This is a genomic window from Niallia sp. RD1, from assembly GCF_024219955.1.
Taxonomy (GTDB): Bacteria; Bacillota; Bacilli; order Bacillales; family Cytobacillaceae; genus Niallia; species Niallia alba.
In genome coordinates, this window is the sequence record NZ_CP100420.1 from 2,851,098 (window position 1) to 2,864,899 (window position 13,802).

At 35.3% G+C, this 13,802-nt stretch carries 16 protein-coding genes; 10 read left to right on the forward strand and 6 right to left on the reverse strand.

What is annotated here, in order from left to right; genetic code table 11:
- Positions 1-241 precede the first annotated feature (241 nt).
- The 7 genes from NKG37_RS13690 to NKG37_RS13720 all read left to right on the forward strand — a co-directional run bounded on the left by NKG37_RS13690 (position 242) and on the right by NKG37_RS13720 (position 4,286).
- The gene (locus tag NKG37_RS13690) at positions 242-721 is read left to right on the forward strand and encodes a sporulation protein (RefSeq protein ID WP_254414799.1); all 480 of its coding nucleotides are present in this window, start codon (positions 242-244) and stop codon (positions 719-721) included.
- Between the two features lie 12 nt (positions 722-733).
- Positions 734-1,216 carry a stage V sporulation protein AC gene (spoVAC, locus tag NKG37_RS13695; RefSeq protein ID WP_212121797.1) on the forward strand — a complete coding sequence of 161 codons (483 nt, stop codon included), beginning with the start codon at positions 734-736 and terminating at the stop codon, positions 1,214-1,216.
- Positions 1,216-2,226, forward strand: coding sequence for a stage V sporulation protein AD (gene spoVAD / locus NKG37_RS13700; RefSeq protein ID WP_016204341.1), 1,011 nt, complete (start codon positions 1,216-1,218; stop codon positions 2,224-2,226). Before spoVAC ends, spoVAD begins: the two co-directional genes overlap by 1 nt.
- A gap of 74 nt (positions 2,227-2,300) precedes the next feature.
- Positions 2,301-2,657 carry a stage V sporulation protein AE gene (gene spoVAE / locus NKG37_RS13705; protein WP_016204342.1) on the forward strand — a complete coding sequence of 119 codons (357 nt, stop codon included), beginning with the start codon at positions 2,301-2,303 and terminating at the stop codon, positions 2,655-2,657.
- Positions 2,658-2,719: 62 nt separating this feature from the next.
- Positions 2,720-3,397, forward strand: coding sequence for a DUF421 domain-containing protein (locus NKG37_RS13710; RefSeq protein ID WP_016204343.1), 678 nt, complete (start codon positions 2,720-2,722; stop codon positions 3,395-3,397).
- Positions 3,398-3,543: 146 nt separating this feature from the next.
- The gene (locus NKG37_RS13715; protein ID WP_254414800.1) at positions 3,544-3,657 is read left to right on the forward strand and encodes a YjcZ family sporulation protein; all 114 of its coding nucleotides are present in this window, start codon (positions 3,544-3,546) and stop codon (positions 3,655-3,657) included.
- 374 nt (positions 3,658-4,031) lie between these two features.
- Positions 4,032-4,286, forward strand: a complete 255-nt coding sequence (locus NKG37_RS13720) for a sporulation-specific transcription regulator SpoVIF (RefSeq protein ID WP_101730314.1) — start codon at positions 4,032-4,034, stop codon at positions 4,284-4,286.
- A 65-nt stretch (positions 4,287-4,351) separates the two neighbouring features.
- Here NKG37_RS13720 and NKG37_RS13725 read toward each other — a convergent pair whose 3' ends face one another.
- Positions 4,352-6,685 carry a UvrD-helicase domain-containing protein gene (locus NKG37_RS13725; protein ID WP_224427371.1) on the reverse strand — a complete coding sequence of 778 codons (2,334 nt, stop codon included), beginning with the start codon at positions 6,683-6,685 and terminating at the stop codon, positions 4,352-4,354.
- A 356-nt stretch (positions 6,686-7,041) separates the two neighbouring features.
- Between NKG37_RS13725 and NKG37_RS13730 the strand changes: the two genes are divergently transcribed.
- Positions 7,042-7,299, forward strand: coding sequence for a hypothetical protein (locus NKG37_RS13730; protein WP_169188140.1), 258 nt, complete (start codon positions 7,042-7,044; stop codon positions 7,297-7,299).
- Positions 7,300-7,305: 6 nt separating this feature from the next.
- Here NKG37_RS13730 and NKG37_RS13735 read toward each other — a convergent pair whose 3' ends face one another.
- The 4 genes from NKG37_RS13735 to NKG37_RS13750 form a co-directional block, all read right to left on the reverse strand.
- The gene (locus NKG37_RS13735; RefSeq protein ID WP_016204348.1) at positions 7,306-7,989 is read right to left on the reverse strand and encodes a DUF421 domain-containing protein; all 684 of its coding nucleotides are present in this window, start codon (positions 7,987-7,989) and stop codon (positions 7,306-7,308) included.
- Positions 7,990-8,154: 165 nt separating this feature from the next.
- Positions 8,155-8,580: a GNAT family N-acetyltransferase gene (locus tag NKG37_RS13740; RefSeq protein WP_254414801.1), complete on the reverse strand. Its 426-nt coding sequence runs from the start codon at positions 8,578-8,580 to the stop codon at positions 8,155-8,157.
- A gap of 6 nt (positions 8,581-8,586) precedes the next feature.
- On the reverse strand, positions 8,587-9,096 hold the full coding sequence (locus tag NKG37_RS13745) for a 2'-5' RNA ligase family protein (protein ID WP_169188142.1): 510 nt from the start codon (positions 9,094-9,096) through the stop codon (positions 8,587-8,589).
- A 389-nt stretch (positions 9,097-9,485) separates the two neighbouring features.
- The gene (locus tag NKG37_RS13750; protein WP_205835583.1) at positions 9,486-10,211 is read right to left on the reverse strand and encodes an alpha/beta hydrolase; all 726 of its coding nucleotides are present in this window, start codon (positions 10,209-10,211) and stop codon (positions 9,486-9,488) included.
- A gap of 208 nt (positions 10,212-10,419) precedes the next feature.
- Between NKG37_RS13750 and NKG37_RS13755 the strand changes: the two genes are divergently transcribed.
- Positions 10,420-12,264 carry an anaerobic ribonucleoside triphosphate reductase gene (locus tag NKG37_RS13755; protein WP_254414802.1) on the forward strand — a complete coding sequence of 615 codons (1,845 nt, stop codon included), beginning with the start codon at positions 10,420-10,422 and terminating at the stop codon, positions 12,262-12,264.
- Entirely contained in the window at positions 12,261-12,755 is a 495-nt protein-coding gene (gene nrdG / locus NKG37_RS13760; protein ID WP_016204353.1) for an anaerobic ribonucleoside-triphosphate reductase activating protein, read from the forward strand. Before NKG37_RS13755 ends, nrdG begins: the two co-directional genes overlap by 4 nt.
- Before the next feature lie 360 nt (positions 12,756-13,115).
- Here nrdG and NKG37_RS13765 read toward each other — a convergent pair whose 3' ends face one another.
- Positions 13,116-13,712 (reverse strand): DoxX family protein, encoded by a 597-nt coding sequence (locus NKG37_RS13765; protein WP_254414803.1) that lies wholly within the window; start codon positions 13,710-13,712, stop codon positions 13,116-13,118.
- Positions 13,713-13,802 lie beyond the last annotated feature (90 nt).

Here is a 13,802-nt window from a genome sequence, read left to right on the forward strand (position 1 = left end):
AGTAACTGAACCAAAAAAACCACAACCAACTAAAAGCAAAAGAAAAAAATCTGGATGTAATTGTGGAAAAAAATTATCAAAATAAGCAAAATGCCCGACTTTGTGCGGGTATTTTTTTTGTACTCAAAAGTTAGTTTGAAAAAATTGGATGTCTTTTGTTTTGGAAATATCTAATAAATAATGCTTAATAAGAAAAAAATAAAGATACATCAATTCATCATTTACATAGGAAGGGAAGAATATGACGAATAAAAAGTATGCCTTTTATATTTTAATTTTTAGCATATGTGTATTCTTAACTGGTTGTGAGAAAGAAACTCCGAATAGCAGATGGTCTATGCTGAAAAAGGTAGATCCAGCTCCAATCTCTCTTTATACGGAGACAGCAGCCGGTCAAGAGGAATTGCTCCAAGGAATAAAAGAAGAAACAAGTATGATGCCATCTATTTATGATGTAGCTGTGATTAAAGGGAAAAAGGATACATTAGTTGCCTATAAGGTAAAGCAGATGGCCCGTTTCAAAATGAAACGAATTGAAAAAGAATTAACAGAAAAGCTGAAATCAAAATATCCAGATGAAAAATTCACGGTTTCCAGTGATTTTAAAATTTTCTTAGAAACCATTCGCTTATGGGATAAAACCCAAGAGCCAGACTTTAGCAAAGAAAAAGCGGAAAAGCGTTTAAAAGAAATTATTAAACTAAATAATGAATTGACGTAAGGAGGGCAAAAAGTGGCAGATAGTAAAAAAAAGAATAAAACACCAGAACAACAGCAATATGAAAAATTCGAACAAAAATATGAAACAAAACGGCCTGTTCTAAAAAATTGCATAAAAGCATTTTTTGTCGGCGGGTTTATTTGTATGATAGGACAGCTCATTTCCTATTTCTATATTTATTTCTTTCATTTTACAGAACAAACATCTAGTAATCCGACAACAGCAACGGTTATTTTTCTCTCTATGTTATTGACGGGGTTTGGAATTTATGATCGATTAGGACAATTTGCAGGAGCAGGAAGCGCAGTTCCTGTATCAGGATTTGGTAATAGTATTATTTCTGCAGCTATTGAACATCGTACAGAAGGATTTGTACTTGGAGTTGGCGGAAATATCTTCAAACTTGCTGGTTCGGTTATTTTATTCGGAGTATTTTCTGCATTTGTAGTAGCGCTTATTAAAACAATATTTATTATGATGACGGGGGGATTCTAATGCTTCAGGGAAAACAATCCTGGGTTTTTCAAAATCATCCAGTAATAAAAGCTACCGGGGTATCTGGCGGTCCCTTTGAAGCAAATGGAATGCTAGCTGATGATTTTGACATATTGCATGATGATTTATGGATGGGGAAAACCTCTTATGAACAAGCCCATCGCATTTTATTAGAAGAAGCGGCACAAACAGCTTTAAAAAAAGCAGAAACCAAGCCAGAAGATACACAGTTTTTTTTAGCTGGTGATTTAATCAACCAAATTACGCCCTCAAGCTTTGCTGCAAGAGATTTAAAAATACCTTATTTCGGGTTATTTGGCGCTTGCTCAACGTCTATGGAAGGCTTAGCACTTGCTTCTTTTATGGTTAACTATCAAGGGGCAAATAATGTCTTAACAGGTGCCTCTAGTCATAATGCAGCCGTAGAAAAGCAATTTCGTTATCCAACGGAATATGGTGGTCAGAAGCCGCCAACAGCTCAATGGACCGTAACGGGTGCTGGCGTTGCCTTAGTTACCAAAAATCAATCAAATGAGCAACTACCGTATACAACTTCTGCGACAATTGGAAAAGTTGTAGATATGGGATTAGCAGATCCTTTTAATATGGGTGGGGCAATGGCTCCAGCTGCTGCAGATACCATCCTTACTCATTTTCAAGATTTGAATTTGGATCCTTCTCACTATGACTTAATTGTAACAGGTGATTTAGGGAAAATCGGTAGAGAAACGGCAATAGGGCTTTTAAAGGAAAAAGGCTTGGCGATCGATGAAAATAAAATGAAAGATTGTGGATTATTAATTTATACAAATGAGCAGCCTGTGCAATCTGGAGGCAGTGGAGCGGGATGTTCTGCTACTGTACTGTATGGACATTTATTAAATGAAATGAAAAAAGGGATGTATAAAAGAATTCTATTAGTAGCAACTGGTGCACTTCTTTCTCCACTAACTGTGCAACAAAATGAATCAATCCCTTGTATCGCTCACGCTGTATCAATTGAAATCTAATCAGTAAGACAGGGTATCAAGTTTCCCCTGTTAATTGTTATAGGGAATGAAATAAAGGAAAAGGAGGAATTACTATGCTTCCAATGTTTTTTTGGGCATTTGTCATAGGTGGAATTATTTGTGTTATTGGACAGCTTATGTTTGATGTTGCTAAGCTAACCCCTGCACATACATTAACGACATTAGTTGTTGCTGGTGCGATATTGGATGGATTTGGATTATACGAGCCATTTGCTGATTTTGCAGGCGCAGGTGCTACAATTCCAATTACGAGTTTTGGTAATGCATTAGTGCACGGGGCAATGCAAGAGGCAGAAAAGCACGGTATAATCGGCGTATTAACTGGAATGTTCGAAGTAACAAGCTCAGGGATATCTGCTGCTATTATATTTGGTTTTATCGGTGCATTGCTGTTTAAGCCTAAGGGGTAAATACTGATATAAAAGGAATTAATTTTTATGAAAGAATGAATAGGATAACTAGGGGTCTTGATATGGATGAATTAATTAGTACAATTATCCGATCTATCTTGATTATTATCAGTTTGTTTTTTATTACAAAACTTCTCGGTAAAAAGCAACTTTCAAAGCTTTCCTTTTTCGAATATATTGTTGGAATAACAGTTGGAGATATTGCTGGGTCTATATCATTGGACTCTACGTTGAAAATAGTAGATGGGGTTGCTTCTATTGTCATTTGGACATGTATTCCTATTACAATCAGTTATCTATCTTTAAAGTACAAACGCTTTAGAGATTTTGTGGAAGGCACACCAACTGTGTTTATTAAAGATGGTAACGTAATCGAAAAGCATCTAAAAAAAGAAAAGTATAGTATAGATGAATTATTGGAGCAATTACGAATCAAGGCTATCTTTCGAGTAGAAGATGTGGAATTTGCTACATTAGAAGCAAATGGGGAATTAAGTGTCCTTTTAAAAAAAGCAAAACAGCCTTTACTTGTAGAGGATATGATCGATTTACCACCTGTTGAAAAAGAGTTATATACTATTATTATGGACGGCAAAATTAATAAAAGTACTTTAGAAAAATGTAACCTTACGGAGAAATGGGTATATTCAGCACTTAGAAAAAGAGGAATACATTTAAGTGAAGTATTTCTCGCGCAAATAGATTATCAAGGAGAGCTAACTTTTGATTTTTATGATTAGAATAACTCGGTGTTGAAATATACTTAAAGCATAATTTTTTTCATGACATTCGTACATTCTAATTATTATTAGTAGCTTGCCTATACATAAACTTCAATTCTCCATATTCTGATAATGAGTACAAGGAGAAACGAGGTGAAGTAGGAATGTGTTATGGTGGATATGGCTATGGCGGTGGAGGATATGGTATCTCTTCCTTTGCATTAATCGTTGTTTTATTTATCCTTTTAGTTATCGTAGGAGCTAGCTTCTACAACTAATCAATTAGTCAATGGGGAAAGGAGTTCTCTTTCATAGAGAGCTCCTTTTTATTTGGCTGTTTTCTAAAGGATTGTTGTTTATTCAATAGGAAAAAAGAATTAGTTGGAAAAATGGAGCAGCCGGAATACACGAAGACGCCACGGGGATTAGCGAGACAGTCTGAGACCCCGGAGGCGAAGTGAGGAGGCTTAAGCTTAGCCCCACGGAAAGCGAAGTGTATTCCGGCTGCGGGTAATCGCAACAAACTTTACGAAAACAGCCTTTTATTTTAATAAGCCTTTTATTCATTTTTTGTTTTCTTTTCTTATGTTCTCACCTTTTTTTCTTTGTTTCATACAATGTAAAGTAGCTCATCGAAGGAGGAAACACAGGTATGAACAATAATTTCTTTAAAAATATCGAGTCAAAAACTGGCGTAAATATGAAAGATATTTTGGAACTAGCGAATTCCTTACAAAATGCTAATTTTAAAGATGAAAAAACAGTGAGAAGTGTTATTCGCAGAGTATCACAAATAGCTGGAAAGTCTGTTCCGAAACAAACAGAGGATAAAATCGTTCAATCTATTGTAAAAGACGGCAAACAGCTTGATTTCAATACTTTATCTAATATGATTAATAAAAAGTAAGGAATAAGGAAGGGTAACTACTCGAATTCACGACATAGTTACCCTATTTTTTTTAAAATAGAAACTCATATTATTGGGCAATCTTTTTTTTCAGAAGTAAAAGCTGTTATCGACAAGGGAGATAAAAAACGCGAAGCCTTTGCTTTTTTGCCTCTTAAATACATAGGAATTGATAAAAATAGTTCTTGTTGTGCCCTTGTCATTGCAACATACAAAAGACGACGTTCTTCTTCTAACGGAATGATGTTGTTATTGCGGAATGAATCTAATGCAAAGTCATGAGGGATAGATCCATCAACCGTACCAAGAATATAGACCGTTTTATATTCTAAACCTTTTGCACGATGAATCGTACTTAAGCTGATGACATTCTCTTCATTTTTGAATTGTTTTCGCAATTCTTCATTCATCGCAATCATATGATCCGTATATTGTACAAATTCTTTAATTGATTGGAATTTGCGGGCAACAACCTTTAAATCTCGGATATCATCTGACCCTTTATCCCACTGATTTCCTTCATTGCCTCGTTTTTTGATGAACTCCTGAAAGCCTAGTTCTTTTTCAATATAATTTATCGCATCTAAAGGAGAATAACGAATTAATCGTTTTATTATTTCTGGAATCTTTTTTAATCTGCTTTCTTGAAAGGCAAAGCCTGTTTTAATAAAAACAAGACAATCTAAAAAGCTGCAATCTTCTAGAATACTTGTTGCTTTAATATCCTGTAACACGGTTTTTTTCAAAAACAGGGTAGGAAGAATATCGGCAACAGCCTGCTGATTATCTGGATCATGGATAAGTTTTAAATAAGCCATCATACTTTTGACGATAAATCTTTGATAGAAGGAGCCAGTATCTTGTTCTAAACGAAATGGCAGACTAGACGAAGCAAGTCGCTCAAACATAGCCCGACTATTTGTATTTGTCCGAAATAAAATCGCAAAATCCTTAGGCTCATACCCCATCTTTATCTTTTCTTGAATATCGCTCAAAATCATGGTTGCTTCTTCTTCTTCGTCATATGGATAAAAAGCAAGCGGATGTTTACCTGAATAGCCAGTAATCATTTTTTTTGTGCGTCTTTTCGTGTTTTTACTAATAGTGGATTTAGCTACCGATACAATTTCTTGAGAAGAGCGATAATTATAATCTAGAATAATTGTTTTAGCATTCGGATAATCTTTTTCAAAATCTAACAGGTATTTTGGATCACTGCCGCGAAAGGAATAAATAGATTGATCATCATCGCCTACTGCATAAACAGATTGTGCTGATTTTGCCATTAGCCTCATCCATTCATATTGCACTTTATTAATGTCTTGAAATTCATCCAATAAGAAATGAGTAAAACGTCTTTGATAAGATTCCAAAATAGTTGGATTCTCAAGAAAGAAATGATAGCCACCAAGAAGCATATCATCAAAGTCATACAGATTTCGCTGTTGTTTTTTCGTTTCATAGCCAATGTATAACTGGGCGACTTTTTCTTCCCAGTCATTAACAGGTTTAACTTCCTTAGGGAATAGCATGTTGTTTTTCCAAGCGCTTATCAATTGAAGAGCTGCATCGAAAGGAAAGTCTTTTTCTTCCATTTGCTTTTCTCTTGCAATTTCCTTTAATAAAAGTTCTCTTTGCCAATTACTGTTTAATAGCTTATTTCGCTGCCATTTCTCTCGTTCATGAAAAATTAATATTTGGTAGAGAATGCTATGAAAAGTTCCTGAAACAATTTTTTGCACGTAGCTTTTATTCATCATTGGATAGTGCAATAACCGTTCTTTCATTTCATTAGCCGCTTTATTTGTAAAAGTAACAAGCATAATGGATGACGGATCAACATTTTTCTCATGGATGAGATATGCTGCACGCATCGTTAGTACACGCGTTTTGCCGCTTCCTGCACCAGCAAGTACCAGAATTGGTCCATCATCTATTGCAACAGCTTTACTTTGGGTAGTATCAAGAGAATAGCCATTTTGTTTTAGAATAGTTAAATAAGATTCCTTTGGGAAAGTGACTGGTTTACTTTTTGCGATTTCAGATGTATGACTGGTCGCTTTAACGGACATTGGCGGTTGAAAAGGAGTGTTTTCTGTACTGTTTTTCGAAATACTTCTACTCTTAGGAATTCGAAAGCCATTTTTCTCTTCGTAATTGATATCAATGGTAGCAGCTTGTTCCTCTTCAACATTAGGAGCTTCTGTCATACATGGTTGTTTAGAAGAATAATGATAAAAGTAGGGAGCGCTTTTTATTCCCAAATATAGCTTTACCGCTTCTCCACATACAGAGCATGCGAGAAAACCATTTTTACCAGCTTCATAAATTTTCTGTAATTCTTGTCTGTCAATTGTATGCAATGAAATGAGTCTATCATAATAAAAAGCTGTTAACATAGGAAACCTCGAATCTATTAGTAATACATGTAACCGTGCATTATTAGAAATAATATCTATCATATCAAAAACAGAGGATAGTTGAAAGAGTAGAAAAGGGGTTTAGTATTTGGAAAAGAAGGGAAAAGGATACCATAATAAGGTTGATTGTTAATAGGAGAATGTAAAAGATAGTATATGGAGCAACCTGATTATACGTAGACGCTATGGAGATTAGCGAGATAGATGAAATCCGAGAGGCAGACGTTAAGGAGGCTTCCGTTTTCCCCACGAAAAGCGAAGTATACTCAGGTCGCGGGGAATAGAAACAAACTTTACCAAAACAGCCAATAATAAAAAAGAAGGGACAGATTCTGATGGGATATATTTTACCAATCACTCATTTTCAAGCAGACCAGTATGCGATTAGAGATATTGTTAGCAAAGCGAAGAATTATAAGAAAGAAGAAATTTATCCTGTTGCAAAAATCGCTAATTTTTCTGCCAATCTAGAGATGAAACATCCTTCTCAGACTTCTTACCAGCAAAAACACATGCATGAAGAACAAGCAGCCAATGAGAAGTTAATGGCGCAATTAACTGGAAAAGGCACTTATTTTCATGCACAGATATAAAGGGTTTTAATTCATCTTGTAGCTCTGAATAAATAATGGCGACCCTTCGCGCCATTCGGCATATAAAATATCTTTATGGGATTGAACATTTTGTTTTTTTAATTCTTGTATTAATTGATCCTCATTCCAACCAACACGAGGTAAATTTTCCTTTATGATTTCTCCATCTTGAATGATACTTATCGGTAGGGAAATAATATCAAGTGGTAAATTCATATCCTGCTTAGTTGGATTAACAAACGCGGATTTCTTTAGAACACTTATTGTACCGTCTGTTTCTAGAATAGCAAAAGCACATTCTGTAATCGAAAAAACATCTTTTGCACGAAGTAAATGTTGTAATTGATTAATATCTAAATGATTTTTCTTTAACTCATTAAAATCAATTTTGCCTTTATTTATAATGATGGATGGTTTTCCTTCTAAAAGTTGTCGGCTTTTTCGGAACTTTTGGGTAATAAATTCTGTTATGTAAATTAGCCCTCCCCAAACAAGTATGGAATAAATAATTTCCTTAATTCCAGTTTCTGCATCATACATAGCATTTCCAACAAGCTCACCTAGTACTAAGACAGAGACAAAGTCAAATGTAGTAATCTGAGTGATTTGTGTTTTTCCTAATACTTTTGTTAAAAGAAGCAATAAGAAATAGCCAATAAAAAGTTCGCCGAATATATGTGTGAATTCCATGCAAATCACCCTTTCCTACATTTATTTTGGGCAGATGTAGAAAAATTAAACCTTTATATTCTATAATCGTGGAAACAAAAAAGGTTGCCCTATTAAGTTTAACCACAAGCTTTATCCTTTTAGCAGGAAAGCTTTGCTTCAAACAATAGGGCAACTAAAATAACCTTATAATTTCTTAATCATTGTTTTATGTGGGATACCAGCATCCAAGAATTCTTCCGAAACTACTTCATATCCTAATTTGCTGTAAAAAGGAATCGCATGTGTTTGTGCGTTTAGTTTTAGGGTAGGGGCACCGCTAGTTAGGGCATATTCCTCAATTTTACTCATAATTGCTTTACCTGCGCCTCCTTTGCGATTGGTAGAGAGAATACAAATTCTTTCCACTTTTCCGTATTCATCAAAGGTTCGATAGCGTCCAGCACCAATTGGGTGTTTGTTGCCATCATAAAGGACAAAATGAACACTATCCTTTTCATACGCATCAATTTCCTCTTCCATTGGTACGTTCTGTTCTTTTACAAAAACAGTTTGTCGTACATAAAATGCATCTTCTAATTCTTTATCTGTTTTAACAACTACTACTTCCACTTTTCACTATTCCTTTCCTAAACGGAATGTTTCATAGACTGTCCATGATCCATTTTCCAATTCATAAAGCAAATGGAAACGGTCCGCTGTTTCTTCAAAATTGTAGTTTTGCATCCGTAAATTACTGTATAAATCCAAATGCTCGTCACTCGATAAATTTTGCCCAAGGGTAATATGCGGAACAAATGGATGCTCTGGGTTAACAGCCAATGTACTTATTAGTTCTTGGTGCAGGTGTTCTAAGTCTGTACTTGGCTCAATCTTTAAGTAAACAACATTGCTTACGGGTTTAAAAGAACTGACTTTTGTTACTTTAATGGGAATAGAATGATAATGGCTTGCAATCGTTGCCAGTTTTTTACTTATTTCTTCAATCTCTTCATTATTAGCTTCAAAATCGCCGATTAACGTAATATGTGGTGGAATTAAAGCATATTTTGGATCATATCTTTTTCGAAGAGAATTGGCCAAATCCTGCAAATCTTTTCCAGGGAAAATAGCAATACCGTATTTCATTCGATGGACCTCCATTTCAAAATAAAAGGTTTAATTTAAAATATAGAAAATGGACTATCTATTATTACGATTTCAATGTTCTATATGTAAGATATTATAACAAAATTCTTCTTTTTAGTTCAAAGATTTCAGAAAAAATCTAATGTTTGGCGAACGGAGGTTTGCTTTATTCCACTTTTAACGGACCAATTTGAAGCTAAGGAAAATCGAGGACTAAACTTACCCCATAAAGGTCCGATAAGCGCAACTAACCATCAGTGAAGGCTTGAGGAACACCTTTGCTGATGGTTAATTTTCTTTATGAATAGCTGGTTTCGTAAAGTTTGTTGCTGTTATCCGTAGTCTGCATACACTACGTTTTATATGGGTTCTATAAAAAAACAACATTCTTAAGAAGGAAACATTTTAACTAGCATTTTTGCTATATATGGCTGCCAATGTTTCCATGTATGATCTCCGTCAAATTCCTCATACGTATAATCAGCATTTGTTGACTGCAATAGCTGGGATAATGCTCGATTTGGGGCAAGAAAATCTTCAGTTGTGTGAATGGTTGTTTTGACAGCTGTTTCGCCTGTACCGATAATATGATCCATTTCAAGTAAATGATAATGATCGAACTTGCGTACCGTTTCTAAAACATGATCATTTACTAGTGGAGATTGCAATATAAGCTTTCCAAAAGTATGCGGATATTTTAAAGCAGTCATTAATGAGACGGTTGCTCCTAACGAATCGCCAATAAGGCCACGTCCTAATCCCATTTGGAAGGTCGGAAACTGTTCATCTAAATAGGGAACAAGTTCATGTGCCAAAAAGCGAATATAGGCTTTATTTTGGGTTCCGTTTGGATGATATTTTTCCCGGCGATTTTGGACAGTGGAATAAGGAATACCAACGATAATACTATCTGCTATTTGATGATTTATATGTAATTCATCCGCCACTCTGCCGATGCGCCCGAATTGAAAATAATCTTTCCCATCTTGTGCGATAAGCAAATTATATTTATAAAGAGGAGAAAAGGCTGGAGGCAGATAGATAAGTAAAGTTACTTCTTCTCCTAACTCATTACTATATAGAGTATCCTCTTGTATAGTCCCTTTTGAATTCATAATTATCCTTCCTTTACTACTGATTTTACAATAAGTTTATCAATAAAAATACTTTGTGAATAGTGTAAAGCTTTATATTCCTTACGTTACACCGTTTGATCATTTCTATATATTGTGTATTTTTTGTGAATTGAACACAATATATAGAAAAAATGAATAGGTTGCTATTATAATGGATAAAGATTCCTTGATGAATGGAGTGAGTTAAATGGGCAATAATGTCCAATTATTAAATGAATTTGAAGAAATAATTAGAAGCGATAATCAAGATTTAATTCAAGAAAATGCAAATGTGGATGGAATGTCACCGATGAGCCATATGATGCAATTTGCTGCTACTGCTTCTAAATACTATACAGTAGAACATTTACTATCGGAAAACGTCAAAAAAACGCATCAAGAAGGATATATCCATATCCATGATCTTGATTTTTATTCTTCTGGTACGACAACATGCTGTCAAATCCCTCTAGCAACCATTTTAAAGAGTGGGTTTAATACTGGCCACGGGTTTATGAGAGAACCTAAATCTATTATGAGTGCGATGGCACTGACATCAATCATTTTACAAGCCAACCAGAATCAGCAGCATGGGGGACAAGCTATCCCAATGTTAGACTATGACCTTGCACCATATGTACAAAAAACATACAGACAAAATAGAGCAAGACTAAGTGAGATAATTCAAAATGAAGAAGAGTTAGAAAGAAAAACATGGCAATGGACCGAAAGAGAAACGTATCAGGCTTGTGAGGCATTTATACATAATTGTAACAGTATGCATTCGCGCGGGGGCGGTCAGACTCCCTTTGTTTCGGTGAATTTAGGAACCGATCAATCGAAAGAGGGCAGAATGCTAACAAAGAATTTATTACTGGCTACACAAGCGGGGCTTGGTTCCGGAGAAACCCCCATTTTTCCGATTATCGTTTTTAAAGTAAAGGACGGAATTAATTTTCAAAAAGAAGATCCGAATTATGATTTATTCCGCTTAGCGATTGAAACAACAAGCAAACGATTGTTTCCTAACTTTGTATTCATCGATGCGCCATTTAATTTGGCCTATTATAATGGCACTCCTCAATCAGAAGTAGCAACAATGGGGTGTCGAACTAGAGTAATGGGAAATATTCATGGGAGTGAACAAACGATTGGAAGAGGGAATTTATCTTTCACCAGTATCAATCTCCCTCTATTGGCTTTAGAGTCAACCACAATAGAATCGTTTTTTCAAAAATTGGATGAAACGACAGAATTGGTTATACAGCAGTTACATGAAAGATTTCAATATCAAGGAAAGAAAAAAGTAGCAAATTTCAAGTTTTTATATGGCCAAGGTGTTTGGCAAGGTGGAGAAGAATTGCAGTTGGATGATCAGGTTGAGGACATTTTAAAGCAAGGAACATTATCTATTGGTTTTGTTGGTTTAGCAGAATGTCTTGTATCTTTACTCGGTGTCCACCATGGAGAAAGTGAAAAGGCCTATGAAATTGGTTTGCGTATTGTACAGTTTATGCGCCAAAAAGCGGATGAAGCATTGGAAAAATATCAGCTAAACTATTCTCTCCTTGCAACACCAGCAGAGTCTTTTGCTGGAAAGGCATTACGAGCTGCTAGAAAGAAATTTGGAATTATTAAAGGAGTGACAGATAGAGAATACTTTACGAATAGTTTTCATATTCCCGTCCATTTCCCGATTTCTATATATGAAAAAATTCAACGAGAAGCGCCATTTCATTCACTAACAAACGCAGGTCATATAACGTATGTAGAATTAGATGGAGATGCAAGCAAGAATTTAGATGCGATTGAAAAAATTGTCCGGACGATGAAAGAAACAGGAATTGGCTATGGAAGTATTAATCACCCTGTTGATCGTTGTATAAGCTGTGGACATAAAGGGATAATTAATAACGAATGTCCTAATTGTGGGGAAAAGGAAGAGTCAAAGATTGAAAGAATTAGAAGAATAACTGGCTATCTTGTCGGCTCTCTTGATCGTTGGAATAGTGCGAAACGTGCAGAAGAGCGGGAAAGAGTTAAACATCGATGAGAGTATTGTCCATTGTGGAGGATAGCATTGTAGACGGTCCAGGGCTAAGAACTACTATCTTTTTCGCAGGGTGCACTCATTATTGTAGAGGGTGTCATAATCCAGAGAGTTGGAGAATCAATGGAGGAAGGGAAATGTCGATTGACGAAATCATGAGCAAAGTAAATCAAAACCCTTTAAATGATATTACCTTTAGTGGTGGTGAACCAATGCTGCAAATAAGGGAACTTATCCAATTAGCCAAAGAATGTAAACAGATAAATAAAAATATTTGGTGCTATACTGGATTTCTGTGGGAAGAATTAATGACCACCTATCCCGATGAATTTACACAATTAAGTATATATTTAGACGCTTTAGTAGATGGACGATTTAAGATAGAACAAAAAGATTTAAGCTTATTATTTAAAGGAAGCCTAAATCAAAGGATTATAGACTGTCAAAAAAGTCTAAAGGAGCATAAGATTAGTTTATTTAATGAATGGCAGTAAAGAAGAAAGAGGCTAGGACATAGCTAAATAGATACTCTGTAAAGACGAATAATCCTTAATTTAGCCATTAAATAATGGGTGCTTTCGCATACTTGGTTAGTAGTGTTTTTAAAAATAGTCCAGTGAAAGAACTAGTTCGTTCCATTGCGCTATAGACACTGAATAAGTTGGAAAATGGAGCAGCCTGAATACACGTAGACTCCTGTGGGATTAGCGAGACAGTCTGAGACCCTGCAGGCGAAGCCGAAGCGGCTCAGCGCGAGCCCCACGGAAAGCGAAGTGTATTCAGGCTGCGGGTGATTACGACAAATCTTCTTTTTTACATGAATAAAAAACCCAAACAATGATACGAAATATTTTTTACATTTGTATCATTGTCCGGGTTGATCTTCGGCTGGAATACTTATGTCCCAGTATGTTTCTGTTTAATTTAAACGAGGTTTTTTTTGTCAATTCTTCGTTATTTTCCTCATTTTTAAAGATTGCTTTTCTAATATAAGGTAATACCCATCGATCTAGACCGTAGTAGCCAGCATTTGCTCCAGCGAACATGATAATCATACCCATCAAGATGTCAGTAGGGTTATGAGAGATTGTGCCTGCAAGTAAGAAGCTGAAATTCATTACCACTCCAAAAAATGCTGCTGCTGTTGTTAAACAGCCTAACATTAATCCTAAACCGACTAATACTTCGCCTATTGGTACAAGAACATTAAATAAACCAACATTTGGTAACGCAAATCCTTCGACAAAACTTGTATACCATCCGTAGACTACTGCGCCATCTGGACCTTTCACAGGGTTAGTAACGGCATTTGTTAAAAATCCAGAAGCATCAAATCCTCCACCAGTTAATTTGCCAAATCCAGAAGTAAACCAAGAATATCCTAGAAATAAACGAATAATGGTTAAAATGCCAGCTGCAATTTTATTTTCTCTTAAAAATTTTATAAACATAAGAATCATCCTTTCTTATTTTTCTGTTTTTATTATTTACAAGTTAAATATATCAAATACTACTTAGAAAAAAATAATAATGTGAATCAA

Coding starts and splice junctions, on each gene's coding strand:
- NKG37_RS13690 (WP_254414799.1), top strand. CDS start 242: ATGACGAATAAAAAGTATGCCTTTTATATTTTAATTTTTAGCATATGT.
- spoVAD (WP_016204341.1), top strand. CDS start 1,216: ATGCTTCAGGGAAAACAATCCTGGGTTTTTCAAAATCATCCAGTAATA.
- spoVAE (WP_016204342.1), top strand. CDS start 2,301: ATGCTTCCAATGTTTTTTTGGGCATTTGTCATAGGTGGAATTATTTGT.
- NKG37_RS13710 (WP_016204343.1), top strand. CDS start 2,720: ATGGATGAATTAATTAGTACAATTATCCGATCTATCTTGATTATTATC.
- NKG37_RS13715 (WP_254414800.1), top strand. CDS start 3,544: ATGTGTTATGGTGGATATGGCTATGGCGGTGGAGGATATGGTATCTCT.
- NKG37_RS13720 (WP_101730314.1), top strand. CDS start 4,032: ATGAACAATAATTTCTTTAAAAATATCGAGTCAAAAACTGGCGTAAAT.
- NKG37_RS13725 (WP_224427371.1), bottom strand. CDS start 6,685: ATGTTAACAGCTTTTTATTATGATAGACTCATTTCATTGCATACAATT.
- NKG37_RS13730 (WP_169188140.1), top strand. CDS start 7,042: ATGGGATATATTTTACCAATCACTCATTTTCAAGCAGACCAGTATGCG.
- NKG37_RS13735 (WP_016204348.1), bottom strand. CDS start 7,989: ATGGAATTCACACATATATTCGGCGAACTTTTTATTGGCTATTTCTTA.
- NKG37_RS13745 (WP_169188142.1), bottom strand. CDS start 9,096: ATGAAATACGGTATTGCTATTTTCCCTGGAAAAGATTTGCAGGATTTG.
- NKG37_RS13750 (WP_205835583.1), bottom strand. CDS start 10,211: ATGAATTCAAAAGGGACTATACAAGAGGATACTCTATATAGTAATGAG.
- NKG37_RS13755 (WP_254414802.1), top strand. CDS start 10,420: ATGGGCAATAATGTCCAATTATTAAATGAATTTGAAGAAATAATTAGA.
- nrdG (WP_016204353.1), top strand. CDS start 12,261: ATGAGAGTATTGTCCATTGTGGAGGATAGCATTGTAGACGGTCCAGGG.
- NKG37_RS13765 (WP_254414803.1), bottom strand. CDS start 13,712: ATGTTTATAAAATTTTTAAGAGAAAATAAAATTGCAGCTGGCATTTTA.